This window comes from Peribacillus acanthi (assembly GCF_003073175.1).
GTDB lineage: Bacteria > Bacillota > Bacilli > Bacillales > DSM-1321 > Bacillus_BN > Bacillus_BN acanthi.
The window spans coordinates 1-15,643 of sequence record NZ_QBBX01000006.1; the positions used below are offsets into that span (position 1 = coordinate 1).

The window sequence follows — 15,643 nt, forward strand, 5'->3', positions numbered from 1 at the left end:
ATTCAAGTATAAAAGAATGAGGGGTTTGCGTGTTTTTTATGCATTCTAAATAGTGTCTATACCCCAACAAATATTATAGAGCCTAAAAAATAGAAAAAAGCAATCCTGAGCTCAGGATTGCTAATATCTGGTGAACGCTAAATATAATACATATATAAGTAGGATTCCTACAAATAGTACATATGTTAGGAAAATCGGATTCCGCATATATGGATGTTCTTGTACCTTCTCGTCAATGTGAGTATCGAACTCTCCTCTTAAAGCATTTCGACTTTTCCCTAATGAAACGGTATACATTATCCCAAACAGACCGACTATACTTAAGATTAGCGCTAAGACCCAAATAAATAAGCTCATGTAAAGTCCCTCCAAAAATAGTATGAAATAATAAACTTTATCACTTCATTCGTCTATCCTTATAGTGACTCAATCACGCGATATTCATTCAAATCTTAAAGTAGTACATCATTTTCATATAGATATTCATATGAAAGATCAAGAAAGAGAAAATCGGATTCATTCAATTGCAAAGAAAAAGTCCTAATTGTCTCCCCTGTTTCAATATCACTGTAACAATCGGAAAGAATTCCACGTTTTTCGTTCCGCATTTTAATGATATTTTCGAGGAAGTATGGCCTCCAACTCCAATTTTTATCACGATAATCAGCTTGGACAATCCAGTTTCCATCTAACTTAAGAACATTTTCCGATTTTTGGAATCCTTCTTCATCACAAATATATAAACGGAAACATACAGGTGATAATGAATCTGCAAGTGATTTCAATAACTCAGTATAGTCATTTACTTTTCTTGCTTTAGCGATTAACCCTTGTAATTTTTCGTATAAATCCCTTTTAATGGTGAAGATTTTTTCTAATTTCTTTTTTTCAGCAATGATAAATCTTTGGCAATCATCCCTTAGCTTACCCTTTAAAATATCCTTTTGAACCAATGCTTCATGGGGACTTGCCAAATAATAGCCTTGATAGTATCGTCCCCCATTTTTCCAAGCAAATTGAAGCTGGTATACGGTTTCAATACTTTCAAATAATAATGTGGCACCAATTTTTCTTGCTAATAGACCCAATGTATATAAAACTTCCTGGTAAGAATCCCATCCAGCACTTTTTAATTTTTCCAGATTTACCTTTAATATATGAGGCGATAAACCAGAAATTAAATCAAGATGGCTATCATCCCCAAGGTGATCAATCGCAATTTTGATGCCGTAGGTCTTATAATATGTCAATAAATGCTGTAAATCATCGAGGTTTCCCTTGTATTTCTTTTGTGAAAGTTCTAGAACTACTCGACTCAATTGATTTTCAGGCAAGTAATTTTGGAGTAATTCAAGAACATCCTCTCCATCATTTACCATTAGTAGTTCGGGATCACGATTCAAAAAAATAAGGAAATCTTGGTTAACATGTTTTGTAATAATTTTTAATGCTTGTTCCAAAATATAATTATCTACCTCAAGCCTATATTCCTCTGGAATGTTGTCATCTTGAAAAAAAGGTCCTAAGCTTACTATCCCCTTTTCCTCGTCATTGTAGCGTCCTAAAACTTCGTATCCAATAACTGAGTGCTCATCTGCACTGAATATTGGTTGAAAATAGGGAAGAATTCTATCTAAATTTGTTAATACTTCAACTGCATCCATGTGACACCCTCCGAAGCAATCATACTGGATTCAATTATAGCACCAAGACAAAAAAGATAGAAATTTTTTAAAATGGGAATTGATTTAATACTTGACCTCCATCCATTGTAATGCACTCACCATTTATATATGCAGCATGGTCCGAGAATAAGAAATAAGCCAATTCCGCTATTTCTTCCGGTGTTCCTAATCGTTGTAAAGGTACACTATTGATGGTGCGTTTCGCGGCTTCCTCGCTTTCCCACAACTTATCTGCTCCACCTGTTCTTTCGATAGGCCCCGGTGCAATTGCATTCACACGAATTCCGTATTTTCTACCCCATTCAACTGCTAACGTTCTCGTCATAGACAGCACACCTGCCTTTGCACTTGCTGAATGGATAACTCCGGCACCCGCACCCCATGCATAAGTTGCTACCATATTAATAATAGAACCTTTTGTCCCTTTTTCTATCCAATACTTACCTACCTCACTAGAACAGTAGAAGGTCCCGTTTAACACGATGTCTATTACAGATTTCCATCCATTAGGGCTAAGATTTTCAGCGGGACAGATGAAATTCCCTGCAGCGTTATTCACTAAATGATCAATTCTTCCAAAGGCCTCATGAGTTTTGGTCACCATATGTTTAACATGTTCAATTTCACGCACATCCATTTGAACCGTTAACACTTGATTCTCAAACGTTTGAATTTCCTTTTTGGTTTCTTGCAATCTATCTAAATTCCTGCCAGTTATGACCACGTTCGCTCCAGAATCGGCAAATTTTTTCGCCATATATTTCCCCATTCCGCTCGAGCCACCAGTAACTATTACTACTTTATTTTTCATCTACAATCCCCCTAAAAAAATGAATGTTCATTCATTTACATTTTAACAGTAGTTAGTAGAATTTTCTAATAATTTATTTTATTTATGGAATTAGCAAAAAAAGGTTGATCGACTTCGATAATGATTACTACATTCATTAACTGATTCGAATCAACCTTTTTATTTAGAAAGGGAAAAATAATGGTATGACCAATATCATTAATATTCCAATTACAATTTGTAATGGTAAACCTATTTTGATGAAATCTTTGTAAGTGTAGCCCCCAGCTGACATGACCAATGTATTAATAGGAGATGCAAATGGAGTTGTAAATGACATGCTTGCCGCTATTGCCACACCCACTAAAATTGGATAAGGATCTATACCATGTGCCACTGCCGTACTTAAAGCAATAGGAGCCAAAATGACAACGATGGCTATATTGGTTATAAATTGTGAAAGAATTAAAGTAATGGTAAAAAAACCTATCAATATACCATAACCACCAAATCCACCAAAAACCTCTAGGAATTGGTTCGTAATTTCTTGAGCAGCACCTGATTTTTCTAAGGCAAGTGCCATCGGAATCATCGCTCCAATAATGACAATTGACTCCCAATTAATCCGTTGATACGCTTCTTCCATACCTTTTACACAGCCAGTCACAATCATTAGTACGGCTGCTAACAAGACAGATATTACAGGGGAAACTACTTGGAATGACCATAAAATTAACATGACAACCAAGATTCCTGCAGCTATTGAGGCCTTACCACTCGCATAGGCATTACTTGCTTCCTCTGAAATAGAACCTAAAACTACGACATCACGATCTTCTTTGGAGATTCTCTCTATATTGTCCCATTTCCCGTGAATTAGAAGCGTATCCCCTGGTTTCATTTTTTCTTTGGCAACACCGCTTTGAATGTATTCACCTTTACGATGAATGGCTAGAACGTTACATTCATATTTCTCTCTAAAATGAATATCCATTAAACTTTTCTCTTCATATGATGAATGTGGCGGAAGAACCATTTCAGTCATCCCATATACTTTTCCTAGAAAATGACTTTTAATTTGTTCAAGATGAAATTCTTTTCTTTCCAACTCAAAATGCGAAATGAAACGATTAACTTGATCTTCTTCTCCTAACACCAGCAATAAATCATTAGGGTGCAAAATTTCATCAGCTTTCGCTGCAATCGATTGCCTAGATGATTTTAGCGATAGTAGCTCTTTTTGTTTTCTTTCTATTTCTATTACAGTTGTCTCAAAGCGAACAGGTAGCTTTAAGTCCATTAGTCGTTCTCCAACAATCTCAGATGTTTCAGGAATATGGATGAAATGTAATTTATCGTATATTTTGTATAATCCCGCAAGTTCACCTGCGGAAAGTCCTTTATCATCTACAGAAGATGTTAAATTATGAGAAGGCAGCAGTTTTCGACCAAAAATAGCCATGAAAACTAAACCTGCCACCAATGCAACTACCCCTATAGGCAATAAATCAAATAATGCAAGTTTTTCAAATCCACCTTCTTTAAGAACACTGCTTGCAATCAGGTTAGAAGGTGCGCCGATTAATGTCAACATGCCTCCTAGACTACTTGCAAAGGCCAACGGTATTAAAAAGCGAGAAGGACTGACTTGTAGTTGAACAGCTAAACTCATAACAATTGGCAATAGGATTGCGACTGTTCCAGTATTACTTAAAAAACCACTAAGAATCGCAACTGTCACCATCATTATCATTAACATTTTAAGTTCGCTGTTGCCGCCTATTTTCAATGCCATGTTTCCCATTTGTTTGGCTAGACCCGTATTAAAAATTCCTGATGCTACAACATATAATCCTGCAACAGTTATGACAGTTGGGTTTGAAAATCCAACTAATGCCTCCTGGGCTGTAATGACCCCAGTCAGCGTAAAAGCTATCAAAATTCCAAGAACGATTAAATCCTTCCTATACCTACCTTGTATAAACAAAAAAGCCATAATGACCAATAGTAAGAAGGTCCATAACATTGGATGAATCGTCATGCTTTACCCCCAAAAAAAACGAATGGCAACCAATAAGATTTTGTAAATCCTTTGGCTTTCTCTCTATTTTAAAATTAATATTACTTGTCGTTTACGTTTGTATCTAATTATTCTTTAGTATGCATCAGTTTGCAATATTATTTCATTAATATGTATCTGAAAAGTAAACTTTATTATCTTTTTTTGATTTATTCTATCTCATATAATAATAGTAACTTCCATTCTAACACTCTATAACTATACAATGATAGAATGAAGTTATACTAAGTAGATAGGTTTGATGGTAATGAAAGAAAACTATTCCAGAAGGTCATTCATTAAAAAAAGTGCCCTTGGATTGATATCTGTTTTAGGTGCGGGAATAAGTAGTAAATACTATGCGGAAGAACTTGAACCAAAGTGGATTGAAATTACTCAACAAAATCTTCAATTTCCCAATCTTCCATCTTCATTTTCCGGACTGCGTGCCGTTTTAATCAGTGACACACATCTCGGATTTCAATTCCAGCTTCCCCAACTTGTGCAGTTGATTGATAAAATTAATAAGCTTCACCCCGATTTGATTTTCTTTACTGGGGATTTAATGGACAACCCTCACACATATATTGAAAAGAAAAGTATTTCTCCAATTCTATCCAAGCTGAAAGCAACTTATGGGAAATTTTGTGTCTATGGGAATCATGACCATGGTGGCTATGGTTCAGACATCTACTTAAATATTATGAAAGAAAGTGGTTTTATTGTACTTAAAAACCAAGCGACACACATCATGAATGATTCTGGTGAAAAAATATTCATTGCTGGCGTGGATGACTCCATGTTAGGAAAACCGAATCTCCCCCAAACAATACAGAATATCCCTGAGGACTCTTTTACACTATTGTTATCTCATGCTCCTGATTTTGCAGAAACTTCCTCCAAATATCCCATTTCTCTTCAATTGAGTGGACATAGTCATGGTGGGCAAATTCAAATACCATTTTACGGAGCTTTGATAACTCCACCACAGGCAAAAATTTACATAGAAGGTTTGTATGAGATCAAACAGATGAAGTTATACGTAAATCGTGGGCTGGGCACAACCCGTCTACCCTACCGCTTCTTATCAAGGCCGGAAATTACCTTATTAAAAATCATCTAAAGCCCTGAACTTATTTATAAGCTCAGGCTTTAGATTTTAACCTAAATAAATATATTTCTCTTCGATTTGTTGTGATGGCAATGGTTTAGAAAACAAGAAACCTTGAGCCTTTTCACATTTTACCAATCTTAGAAAGTTTGCTTGTTCTTCCGTTTCGACTCCTTCAGCAACGACCTCTAGACCTAAACTATGCGCAAGGTGGATAATCGTTGTAATAATTGCTTCAGATTTTTGATCGGTTAATACTTCTTTGATAAAGGACTGATCAATTTTCAGCTTGTCCAACGGAAACTGCTTTAAATAACTTAATGATGAGTAGCCCGTCCCGAAATCGTCTACAGATATCGTCAAACCTAAAGTCTTAAGCTCCCTCAAGACATTTAACGCCTTACTAGTGTCTTGCATAGCCCCTTCAGTAATCTCAATCTCTAACAAGTCCGGGGCAATTTGATATTTCTCTATTAACATTCCGATTGTCAAAGGCAATGATGGTTGTAAAAACTGTTTTGGAGAAAGATTTACTGCAATTTTACAGTTTCCTACACCTTTTTCTTGCCACTCTTTAATTTTTTTACAAGTTTCTTCAAGTACCCAATGTCCAATTGGAATGATTAATCCAGTATCTTCTGCCAAAGGAATGAAATCTGCTGGAGAAACAAAGCCAAGAACAGGATTATCCCAACGTAATAAAGCTTCATAACCACTGATTTCATTAGTTTCCAGAAGGATTTGTGGTTGAAAAAAAAGTAGCAATTCATTCTTTTCAATAGCTCTTCTCAGGTTGGTTTCCATCGTCAAAACTGTTGGGATATGAATGTTCATTTCCTGACTATAAAATTGGAAGTGCGCCTTACCGTTTGTTTTAACTTGATATAAAGCTCCATCAGCTTTTCGAATCAAGGTTTCACTATCATTTCCATCTAAGGGATACATAGAGATTCCAATGCTTGGTGTAATGAAGTAATCTTGATAATCAAGCTCAAAGGGAAGACTTATACTTTCAAAGATTTTTTGGGCAATATCAGGTACAACATTGAATGAGCTGTTTGGAATCAGGACAACGAATTCATCCCCACCAAGTCTGTAAACAGAATGAGGTTTTCCTACATCAAGTGAAAGCAACCTATTCCCAATTAAATTTAAGATATAATCCCCTTTATTATGACCCAGAGAATCATTTAAATATTTAAATCGATCTAAATCAATATATAATATGGCAATTTCTGAGCCCGTTTCTTTTGCTTTCAAGATTTTTTGTTCTAAATGTTTTTGTAAAGCTGGCCTATTTAAAAGACCAGTTAGTTGGTCATGATATGCTAAATATTCTATTGTTTCAAGATTTTTGGAGAGCTCAGTAATATCGCGAAGAATAATATATAACCCTCTAATTTCCATATCAACTACAATGGGTACTGTTTTCAAAACTGTTTTCAATTCTTGACCGTTTTTGTGAATAAACAAGCAATCTCCCATTTCTAAGGAGTAACCTTCTAAAGTGCCATTTATTAATTCATTCAGTCTTTGATTTTGTTGATCATGAACTAAATGATAGACAGATCTGTTGCGTAACTGTTTTTCTGAATAACCTAATATTGAATAGGATGAGGGATTGGATCCAGTGATTTTACCTTCACGATTCAATGATAATATAGCATCCATATTATGATCGATGACAGATTTAAATCGCTGTTGCGCCTCAATCATATTCCTTTTCTCAATTTCTGAAGCTGTAATATCCCTAGTTATTGCAACAATGAATTTTATGTCGCCATTTTCTTCCTTAATTGGAGTCAATAATGTTTCACCATACAGAATATTCCCATCATCCAATAAAGTGGATTGACTGAAAGTGACATGATCTCCCTGCTTCAAAACTTTTTCATATTGCTCCTGAAGAATACGTGCATACTTAGGTGAAATGACATCCTCAATTGTTTTGCCCATAGAATCCAAGGAAATATTAGCAACTGAAAAAGCCTTTTCATTTGCAAAAACATAAAGGAATTTAGGTCCCTCTTCAACCTTCATAATATACAACATGTCTGATACGTGATAAAAAATAATGTCAAAAATGATCTTCTCAATACTTTTCCCGTTTTGGGCATTACGTATTTCTTTTTTCAAGAATGCTTTAAATCGATTCATTACAATCACACCTTTAATGATTCAAACTGAATCTATTAAATCTATTTTTTATGGAATACTATATTCTAAAAATAGTAGAATGCATACAAATGTAACCTATTATATTAAAGTTTTGTCGTTTCTTGTTGAAAAATACCTATTTTTGTAACTCTATTATAAAAGAAGTAAGGCAAAATAAAAACCTAAAGTACATAAAATTATGGTCCCAACCAAGGTGCTAGTAACATAAATGAAAAAAATCTTATTTTTCTTTTCTTGCCATAATTGTACAGATTCAATACTAAAGGTTGAATAAGTTGTAAATGCCCCTAAAAATCCGGTTACAACCAATAAATACAACGAAGTATTTTGAATGACAAAAAAGTTAGCTACTCCAAAAAGAAAAGATCCTATTAGGTTAATTAAAAAAATAGGGAAAGGAAATAAGTGATGATTGAATATCCTTGAAAAAAGTATGCCTAGTGCATATCTTGCTGAACCACCAAAAAATGCACCCAGTAATAGCGTCCATTCAAACACTTTGATTTCTCCTTCCTAACTTCATGCCCACCCATGCTAATCCTATGCCACCTACTAATGTAAAGGATACATAAATGACGGCGAAGAGAGGTGAAGTACCAACTAAAATAAACATATCACCTGAATATGTAGACATGGTTGTAAATCCTCCACATATTCCTGTGCCCCAAAATAACCTCCATCTTTCATTGTTGTCGCCTTTGAACTTGGGAACCGTTGTAATAAATCCAAGAATAAAGCTCCCAACTAAATTGACGAATATGGTACCAATGGGAAAATGAACGAATGAAAATAAATCAAAAATAAAAAAACGTCCCAAGCTTCCAATTGCAGCTCCAATACCAACAAATAACATTTTTAGAGTCATAGTAAAATATTCTCCATTCATCCATCCCAAATGTTATGACATCCGTCTCTAATTCACCCTTAGACAGGCTCACATATTAAATTACCCCATAAACTATACAGAAAATAGAAAAGGAGGTAACCTTTTGCATACTTCATATTATAATTATATACCGTATCAAATGAATCCCGAATATTTCCGTCAACAAAATATATACGATCATTCGTTTGTCAATCCCGAAGACCAGCGATTCTTTCCATTCCTTCCATTTATTGCTGGAGGACTTGCAGGCTTGGCAATAAGCCCATTCTTCTTTAACCGACCTTGTTGTGGTCCATATGGTCCTTATCCAATGTATCCAGGATATCCAGGATATCCACCATACCCGCCTGGTCCTATGCCTTATGCCCCGATGCCAGGCTATCCTTCTGCTTATGGTAATAACATAACAGATGTAAACATTTATACAAAGCAATAGAACACAATGCTCATAAAGACAGAAATCCCTTCCCATACTTGTGAAGGGGTTTCCTACATAAATTTAATAAAATGGTTAAAAATGAAGAATATTTAGTTTTTTTATCTCAAGTACTTACTTTAATGGGGTGAAATGTTATAATAAGGTAACAATTGGTTTTGAAGGGAAGAATTAAAATGGAGCAAAAGGAAAACAGGCCTCAATCAACAGACGTTTTAGCCCAGGCATTGTTTATTGTAAATAAGCATGCAAAAGCTGCTCCTAAACCCCAAGCGCTTTATGAGTTAAAACAAAGAACCATTGAAAAAATGTTAACTGAGGGAAAAGCAAAGAAGCTTGGACTACATTTTTCGGACAACCCAAAATATGCACAACAACAGTCTGATGTTATTGTTGAGTGCGGAAACTACATTTTTCACTTACCACCATCAAAAGAAGATATGAAAAACCTACCCCATTTAGGAAGCCGTTCTGTAAACAAACGGAATCCTAAGACATTCCTTTCGCTTTCTAAAGCTAAAAGTGTTCTCTTTTCGTACATCGGTACCTCTTTGGTGGAACAAAAGACAAAAAAGGTACTACCAAAAAAGACCTTACACCATCAAACCTCTAATATTTTTCCTTCTTCTTTTCTAGGTAAAGACCTTTATTATTACAAAAAACAGTAGAGGCTAGGACATATTATTTTGTCTTCTTGATTTACCTAGACAAAACATTTCCCAAGTAAAAAGGGAGTCGCATTCAAGTTGCGGCTCCCTTTTTATTTAGATGATATGACGATCAATTAAGCCGATTAGTTCAGCAATCTCTGGTTTGCTGACTTGTGCATCAGCTCCAACAATTGTACCTTTATGACGAAGGTCTTCTGTGATTAATGACGAGAAAATGATCACAGGCAATTTTGATAATTCTTTATGGGCCTTAATACGTTTTGTTAAATGATGTCCATCCATCTGTGGCATTTCAATATCTGTTACAACTAACTGAACTTCTTTTAATACGTCTTTTCCTTCTGCATACAGTCCTTCTAAATATTGTAATGCATCTTGACCGTTTTCAAAAAACTCGATGTACTGGAATCCAGCTTCGTTTAACGTATCGTGCAAAAGCTTTCTTAACAAAGGTGAATCCTCTGCCACAACCAATCTTTTATCTGATCTCTCACGTTTTCCTAATTTTTGAACTTGTTGGACGTTAATACCTGAATCAGGATTAATCTCTACAACGATTTTTTCAAAATCTAGTAAAAGAATCATTTCCCCATTCAACTTGATTACACCAATGATTTGGCTGTCAGCACCTTGATACATCTCCGAAGGCTTTTCGATTTCCCCCCAGGAAATTCGATGAATTTGAGTAACGGTATGTACATGGAAAACGACCTTCTGTTTATTGAACTCTGCCACAATAAACTTATCTTGCTTTGGATTTTCAGAAGGTGGAAATCCTAAAGCAGTTGCCACGTTCACAACAGGCAACACTTCTCCTCTAAGTTCAATAATTCCTTCAACATTTTTATGTGCTTGGGGAACGATCGTCACAGGAATAGGATTGATAATCTCTTTTACCTTAATCACATTGATTCCGAATTTATTTGTACCGATTCCAAACTCGACGATTTCCAGTTCATTTGTTCCACTTTCTAGTAAAATCCCTTTTTTGTTATCCATGTGGATCTTCCTTCCTATGAAAAAATACTCTAGTATTATCAATATATCATGAATATTAATGAAATTCTTTCAAAAGTTCAGTAATATTCATGAACTTTACCGAAAATACAGAAACCCCGGTTACCGACTTATGTACTGTGAACATAAGCTAGTAACCAGGGGTTCATTGTAATTTAGCATTATTCTATTTAGACCATGTTAAAAGAGACAATTGATTTCCAATTAGGCAACTGCTTTCTCAGTGAAACATTTATATAGGTACATTCAAACCTCATAACATTATCAATCTAAATTGATTAAAGGAAGTGAAACCTTAACGAGAGTCCCTTGTCTAAGTGTACTTTCATACGAAATCGAGCCACCGTGATCATGGATGATTGCTTTAGTTACCATGACTCCTAATCCTGTTCCTGACTCCTTGTTTGTATAAAAGGGTTCTCCAATCTTCAATAATTCATCATCGTTCATGCCGATTCCATTGTCGGAAAATTCAACATGTACTGACCTTAAACTTCTATAGACTTTAATTTCTACAAGTCCTTGATCATCTAGGACAGCTTCTATCCCATTTTTCAGGATATTATAAAAGGCTTGTTTAAGCTTTCCCATATCCCCTAGGACATACAGCTTTTGTTCAATAGATGTCTGAATCCGTACGCCATTGATATTACTGTAGGATTGAATAACTGAATGAATACTTTTAATTAAGTCACTAATATCGATGGGCTTTTTTTGTATTTCTGTTTTTTTTGCTAGATTTAAATAGTCTGATATTAAAGATTCCGCTCTGTCCAATTCAGATAAAACAAGTTTCATATATTGCTTGTTTGAACTATTCTCTTCCTTTTCAATAAGCTGAATAAATCCTTTTACAACTGTAAGTGGGTTTCGAACTTCATGCGCTATACTTGCAGCTAGTTCACTTACTACAGTCATTTTTTCTGATTCTTGAATAGCTATTTTCATTAGCTTATTCTCTCTTAGAAACTCAGTAAAATATATCATTAAAAATAAAGTAACTACGTACCCTATTACACAAATGAATAGAGATAAGAAGGGATGAACAGGTAAAGGTACGTCTACATCCATAGCAGAACCCCATATTAGTAAAATACAAGAAAAGATTAGCATGGCAAAAGTACTCATGATGGTGGAATAAAGATATTTTTTCTTTTTAGAGAATTTTCTCCATTTGGAAGATAATATGAAAGGTATACCGTAGAAGAATGGAAGCATGAATAATGAGAACAAGAACCCCTGTCCATCTAGATAAAATCTAAAAAATACAGTTATAACAATGAGCCATAAACCTATCTTCCGGCCCCCATAGAGGAAAGCATATATGATTAATAAAGATCTATAATCGTATGAAAATCCGCTAAGCTTGAAAATTGGGAAAAGCATACACGTTATAGCGGACAATAATAATGTCATAAATAAAATGCTAGACTCTTTCAAATGTAGTATTTCTAGTTTTTCGTTTGCCCAATAAATTTGATAAATGAGCAAGGGAACTAAAATTATGAAAAAATGGAGTAATAATTCATCCAATAATACCATATCATCCATCCTATGCCCGAATTTACCACCATTATACCGTATTAATAGGATAAAGCCTATAAGTTTTTTTCCATTTAATTCAAATTCAGTAGAAGAAACAAAAAACAGTCAATTCGACTGTTTTTATAATAAATTTAAGACTTAATATCTAAAGTGCCTGCAAACAAGTCCTGTCTGCTCGCTCCTATTCAGTGAATCCCGCGATGATAAACTCTCATACAAATTGCACGTAATGGAACTGAAAATTAGAAACCTTGCGACTCAATGCCTAGGACCTATACGATTTTCCTACTTCCACGTTATAATTCGTTTATTCTTTTTTGTTCCTCTTCCATATCTAAACCAGCCTTTCCTCATGAAAAATGCCATCATTAATCCTGCAGTCAAAAACATTATGGCCAAGACTACAAAGTACCCATATTTCCAACTCAGTTCAGGCATATATTGAAAATTCATTCCGTATATACCTGCCAAGAATGATAGTGGCATGAAGATTGTAGTGATAACAGTTAAAGTCATCATAATACCATTCATCCTATTAGAATTCATCGATAAGTAACTATCCCTTACATCTGATGAAAATTCTCGATAAGACTCAATCATTTCCACTAGTCGGATGAGGTGATCATAAACATCTTGAAAATAGAGGTGCTGTTCCTTTAGATAATGTAACCTCTCTGAATGAATGATTCGATAAACAAGGTCTCTCATCGGTAAAATTGTTCTTCTAAGCTTGGACATAGCCGTTCGTATATCGAATAACCTCTCCATCAATTCCTGGATGGATTCATCCTCAGGATTATCTTCGATTTCATTCAATTTTGATTCCATTGAATATACTTGTGGGAAATAATCATCCACTAATTTATCAATGATAGAATGCAGGACATAGTATGTACCTTTCGTGAAAAAATCCTTTTCCATTATCCTTTCTCGAATAAGTAACATATCATCATCAGAATGACGATGGAAGGACACGATAAACTCTTTATTAACAAATATATCTATTTCATTGTTCGTTAAAGTTTTCGGACATATTGCGTGTACAATAAGGAATTGATAACCTTCATAAAAATCCATTTTTGAACGTTGAGAATAATGATCCAAGCAGTCCTCCACTGCCAATGGATGAAATTGAAAAAAATTAGTGAGTAATTGCTCTTCTTTAGGTGTAGGTTTTGAAATATCCACCCAAAACCATTTTACATCATCTTTCTTTACATCCTCTAACTGAGCATCCCAGTCAATTTCTCCATTTTGTTTTAAAATCATCGTATGTATCATGTTAAATTCCCTTCTCAATATATTACCTTAAAGTACTTACTTATCATATTCTCCTTATTGTTCATTGCTAAACTATCCTCTAATCTTTGTCCGTGATAAAATAGGTATACTGTTAAAGGAGTGGATCTTCCATGGAACATTTAATTAATCCAAAGGTTAAAAGTATAGAGATTTCAGGTATCCGAAAATTCTTTAATTTAGTCGCACCCTTTAAGGATGTAATTGGGCTTACAATTGGACAACCCGACTTTCCAACCCCAAAACATATTAAAGATGCTGCAATATCAGCCATTGAAAAAGATTATACCGTGTATACTCATAATGCTGGGCTGATGGAGGTGCGTGAAGCAGCAACTAATTTTGTACATACGAAATACGGACTGACCTATAATCCTGAAGACGAGGTAATTGTTACAAGTGGCGCCAGTGAAGCGATTGATGTGAGTCTTCGAACTGTACTTAATGAAGGCGATGAAGTTATTTTACCTGGCCCTGTTTATCCAGGATATGAACCCATAATTACACAATGTGGGGCTTTGCCAGTTTATGCTGACGTAACTACCACTTCATTCAAGATGAATGCAGCATTAATATCCTCCTATATTACAGATAAAACCAAAGCCATTATTTTGCCATATCCATCCAACCCAACTGGGGTATCTTTGACCAGAGAAGAGTTACTGGAAATTGCTGATTTAATTAGAGGAAAAGATATTTTTATTGTGGCAGATGAAATCTACAGTGAACTCACTTATGATTATGACCATGTTTCCATCGGAAAATTCTTAAAGGAACAAACCATTGTCATTAATGGTCTTTCAAAATCACATTCAATGACTGGCTGGAGGATTGGGTTAGTATTTGCTCCTTCGAATATTTGCAAGCACATTCTAAAGGTCCATCAATATAATGTGACTTGTGCATCCTCCATATCACAAGCTGCCGCATTGGAAGCATTGACTAGTGGAATCGACGATGCTTTGGAAATGAAGCATGAATATGCGAAAAGACGTGAGTATGTTTACCGTAGATTAGTTAATATGGGGTTTGAGGTTGTAAAGCCAGAAGGGGCATTTTACTTCTTTGTAAAACTTCCAAGTGGGTATACCTCCTCATTTGATTTTGCAATGGAGCTTGTTGAAAAAGCTAGATTGGCAGTGGTCCCTGGTAGTGCATTTTCAATTATGGGGGAAGGCTATTTCAGACTCTCTTATGCCTATTCAATGGATACATTGTCAGAAGGTATGAACCGTTTAGAAAAGTTCACACTGAATACTTAAGACAAAAACGAAAAGCGTCTTCCAAGAGTTGACCGTCAGCTAATCACCGCCACGTCATGTGGCCACGTAGGCACTCGTACGTTCTGTACGTCAGAGCTAAGCAAATGTAACTAGACTTGAACAATTCCTATATGATAGGATATTCATCAATCTAAATTAAATAATTCCTAAAATAATTAAAGAAACCAGGAGCGAAAAAATTGCTCCTGGTCTTTATTATTCTTATTATTTCCAGTATTTATATAAAGCTTGGGTACCACTATTCTCTTCCCCTAAACCTACTAATTGCTCGTACATTTGCTTAGCCAAGGACAGGCCAGGTACTTCCATTTCCATCTTTTCGGCCTCTTCAATAGCTATGCTCATATCCTTTATGAAATGTTTGATAAAGAACCCAGGGTCAAAGTTATCTTGGATAATTCGTGGCGCAAGATTGGATAAACTCCAGCTTCCTGCTGCCCCAGTAGAAATACTTTGAAGTACAGTTTCTTGATCTAATCCAGATTTTTTGGCATACACTAACGCCTCGCATACACCAATCATCCCTGATGCAATGACAATTTGGTTACACATTTTTGTATGCTGGCCCGATCCAGCAGCACCTTGATGAACAATATTAGTGCCAATAGCCTCAAAAACAGGTAGCATTCTTTGGAAAACCGGTTGATCGCCACCCACCATGATTGCAAGTCTGGCTTCTCTTG

Annotated in this window: 15 protein-coding genes; 4 read left to right on the forward strand and 11 right to left on the reverse strand. The window is 35.3% G+C overall.

The genetic code is table 11. The features are described 5' to 3' along the window. Nucleotides 1-120 precede the first annotated feature (120 nt). The 4 genes from DBX25_RS07370 to DBX25_RS07385 all read right to left on the reverse strand — a co-directional run bounded on the left by DBX25_RS07370 (nt 121) and on the right by DBX25_RS07385 (nt 4,516). On the reverse strand, nt 121-357 hold the full coding sequence (locus DBX25_RS07370; protein ID WP_108670146.1) for a hypothetical protein: 237 nt from the start codon (nt 355-357) through the stop codon (nt 121-123). A 95-nt stretch (nt 358-452) separates the two neighbouring features. Beyond that, entirely contained in the window at nt 453-1,664 is a 1,212-nt protein-coding gene (locus DBX25_RS07375; RefSeq protein WP_108670147.1) for an EAL domain-containing protein, read from the reverse strand. Between the two features lie 67 nt (nt 1,665-1,731). Next, entirely contained in the window at nt 1,732-2,496 is a 765-nt protein-coding gene (gene fadH / locus DBX25_RS07380; protein ID WP_108670148.1) for a 2,4-dienoyl-CoA reductase, read from the reverse strand. A gap of 163 nt (nt 2,497-2,659) precedes the next feature. Further along, entirely contained in the window at nt 2,660-4,516 is a 1,857-nt protein-coding gene (locus DBX25_RS07385) for an SLC13 family permease (protein WP_108670149.1), read from the reverse strand. A 286-nt stretch (nt 4,517-4,802) separates the two neighbouring features. Between DBX25_RS07385 and DBX25_RS07390 the strand changes: the two genes are divergently transcribed. After that, a complete protein-coding gene (locus DBX25_RS07390; RefSeq protein ID WP_108670360.1) occupies nt 4,803-5,657 on the forward strand; it encodes a metallophosphoesterase in 855 nt (284 codons plus the stop codon). Between the two features lie 36 nt (nt 5,658-5,693). On the opposite strand, the gene DBX25_RS07395 is transcribed toward DBX25_RS07390, so the two are convergent. From DBX25_RS07395 to DBX25_RS07405, 3 genes are all read right to left on the reverse strand, one after another. Continuing rightward, nucleotides 5,694-7,802 carry a sensor domain-containing protein gene (locus tag DBX25_RS07395; RefSeq protein ID WP_108670150.1) on the reverse strand — a complete coding sequence of 703 codons (2,109 nt, stop codon included), beginning with the start codon at nt 7,800-7,802 and terminating at the stop codon, nt 5,694-5,696. A gap of 153 nt (nt 7,803-7,955) precedes the next feature. Further along, nucleotides 7,956-8,321 (reverse strand): fluoride efflux transporter FluC, encoded by a 366-nt coding sequence (locus DBX25_RS07400; RefSeq protein WP_157950906.1) that lies wholly within the window; start codon nt 8,319-8,321, stop codon nt 7,956-7,958. Next, a complete protein-coding gene (locus DBX25_RS07405) occupies nt 8,314-8,688 on the reverse strand; it encodes a fluoride efflux transporter FluC (protein WP_157950907.1) in 375 nt (124 codons plus the stop codon). The genes DBX25_RS07400 and DBX25_RS07405 overlap by 8 nt, the downstream gene beginning before the upstream one ends. A gap of 124 nt (nt 8,689-8,812) precedes the next feature. On the opposite strand from DBX25_RS07405, the gene DBX25_RS07410 reads away from it, so the two are divergent. Both DBX25_RS07410 and DBX25_RS07415 read left to right on the forward strand, forming a co-directional pair. Next, nucleotides 8,813-9,145 carry a hypothetical protein gene (locus DBX25_RS07410; protein WP_205685188.1) on the forward strand — a complete coding sequence of 111 codons (333 nt, stop codon included), beginning with the start codon at nt 8,813-8,815 and terminating at the stop codon, nt 9,143-9,145. Between the two features lie 176 nt (nt 9,146-9,321). After that, nucleotides 9,322-9,813: a YkyB family protein gene (locus tag DBX25_RS07415; protein ID WP_108670153.1), complete on the forward strand. Its 492-nt coding sequence runs from the start codon at nt 9,322-9,324 to the stop codon at nt 9,811-9,813. 96 nt (nt 9,814-9,909) lie between these two features. On the opposite strand, the gene DBX25_RS07420 is transcribed toward DBX25_RS07415, so the two are convergent. The 3 genes from DBX25_RS07420 to corA all read right to left on the reverse strand — a co-directional run bounded on the left by DBX25_RS07420 (nt 9,910) and on the right by corA (nt 13,659). After that, the gene (locus DBX25_RS07420; protein WP_108670154.1) at nt 9,910-10,815 is read right to left on the reverse strand and encodes a chemotaxis protein; all 906 of its coding nucleotides are present in this window, start codon (nt 10,813-10,815) and stop codon (nt 9,910-9,912) included. A gap of 282 nt (nt 10,816-11,097) precedes the next feature. Beyond that, nucleotides 11,098-11,904: a sensor histidine kinase gene (locus DBX25_RS21250; RefSeq protein ID WP_240620201.1), complete on the reverse strand. Its 807-nt coding sequence runs from the start codon at nt 11,902-11,904 to the stop codon at nt 11,098-11,100. 759 nt (nt 11,905-12,663) lie between these two features. Beyond that, nucleotides 12,664-13,659: a magnesium/cobalt transporter CorA gene (gene corA / locus DBX25_RS07430; protein WP_108670156.1), complete on the reverse strand. Its 996-nt coding sequence runs from the start codon at nt 13,657-13,659 to the stop codon at nt 12,664-12,666. 131 nt (nt 13,660-13,790) lie between these two features. Here corA and DBX25_RS07435 point away from each other — a divergent pair, with 131 nt between their 5' ends. Then, nucleotides 13,791-14,939, forward strand: a complete 1,149-nt coding sequence (locus DBX25_RS07435) for an aminotransferase A (protein ID WP_108670157.1) — start codon at nt 13,791-13,793, stop codon at nt 14,937-14,939. Nucleotides 14,940-15,164: 225 nt separating this feature from the next. On the opposite strand, the gene DBX25_RS21255 is transcribed toward DBX25_RS07435, so the two are convergent. Then, nucleotides 15,165-15,643: NAD(P)-dependent oxidoreductase (locus DBX25_RS21255; protein ID WP_240620202.1), on the reverse strand; the 479-nt coding region annotated here is incomplete at its 5' end.

Excerpts from the sequence above, each read along its gene's own strand:
- DBX25_RS07370 (WP_108670146.1), bottom strand. The coding sequence starts at position 357 with ATGAGCTTATTTATTTGGGTCTTAGCGCTAATCTTAAGTATAGTCGGT.
- DBX25_RS07375 (WP_108670147.1), bottom strand. The coding sequence starts at position 1,664 with ATGGATGCAGTTGAAGTATTAACAAATTTAGATAGAATTCTTCCCTAT.
- fadH (WP_108670148.1), bottom strand. The coding sequence starts at position 2,496 with ATGAAAAATAAAGTAGTAATAGTTACTGGTGGCTCGAGCGGAATGGGG.
- DBX25_RS07385 (WP_108670149.1), bottom strand. The coding sequence starts at position 4,516 with ATGACGATTCATCCAATGTTATGGACCTTCTTACTATTGGTCATTATG.
- DBX25_RS07390 (WP_108670360.1), top strand. The coding sequence starts at position 4,803 with ATGAAAGAAAACTATTCCAGAAGGTCATTCATTAAAAAAAGTGCCCTT.
- DBX25_RS07395 (WP_108670150.1), bottom strand. The coding sequence starts at position 7,802 with ATGAATCGATTTAAAGCATTCTTGAAAAAAGAAATACGTAATGCCCAA.
- DBX25_RS07405 (WP_157950907.1), bottom strand. The coding sequence starts at position 8,688 with ATGACTCTAAAAATGTTATTTGTTGGTATTGGAGCTGCAATTGGAAGC.
- DBX25_RS07415 (WP_108670153.1), top strand. The coding sequence starts at position 9,322 with ATGGAGCAAAAGGAAAACAGGCCTCAATCAACAGACGTTTTAGCCCAG.
- DBX25_RS07420 (WP_108670154.1), bottom strand. The coding sequence starts at position 10,815 with ATGGATAACAAAAAAGGGATTTTACTAGAAAGTGGAACAAATGAACTG.
- DBX25_RS21250 (WP_240620201.1), bottom strand. The coding sequence starts at position 11,904 with ATGGATGTAGACGTACCTTTACCTGTTCATCCCTTCTTATCTCTATTC.
- corA (WP_108670156.1), bottom strand. The coding sequence starts at position 13,659 with ATGATACATACGATGATTTTAAAACAAAATGGAGAAATTGACTGGGAT.
- DBX25_RS07435 (WP_108670157.1), top strand. The coding sequence starts at position 13,791 with ATGGAACATTTAATTAATCCAAAGGTTAAAAGTATAGAGATTTCAGGT.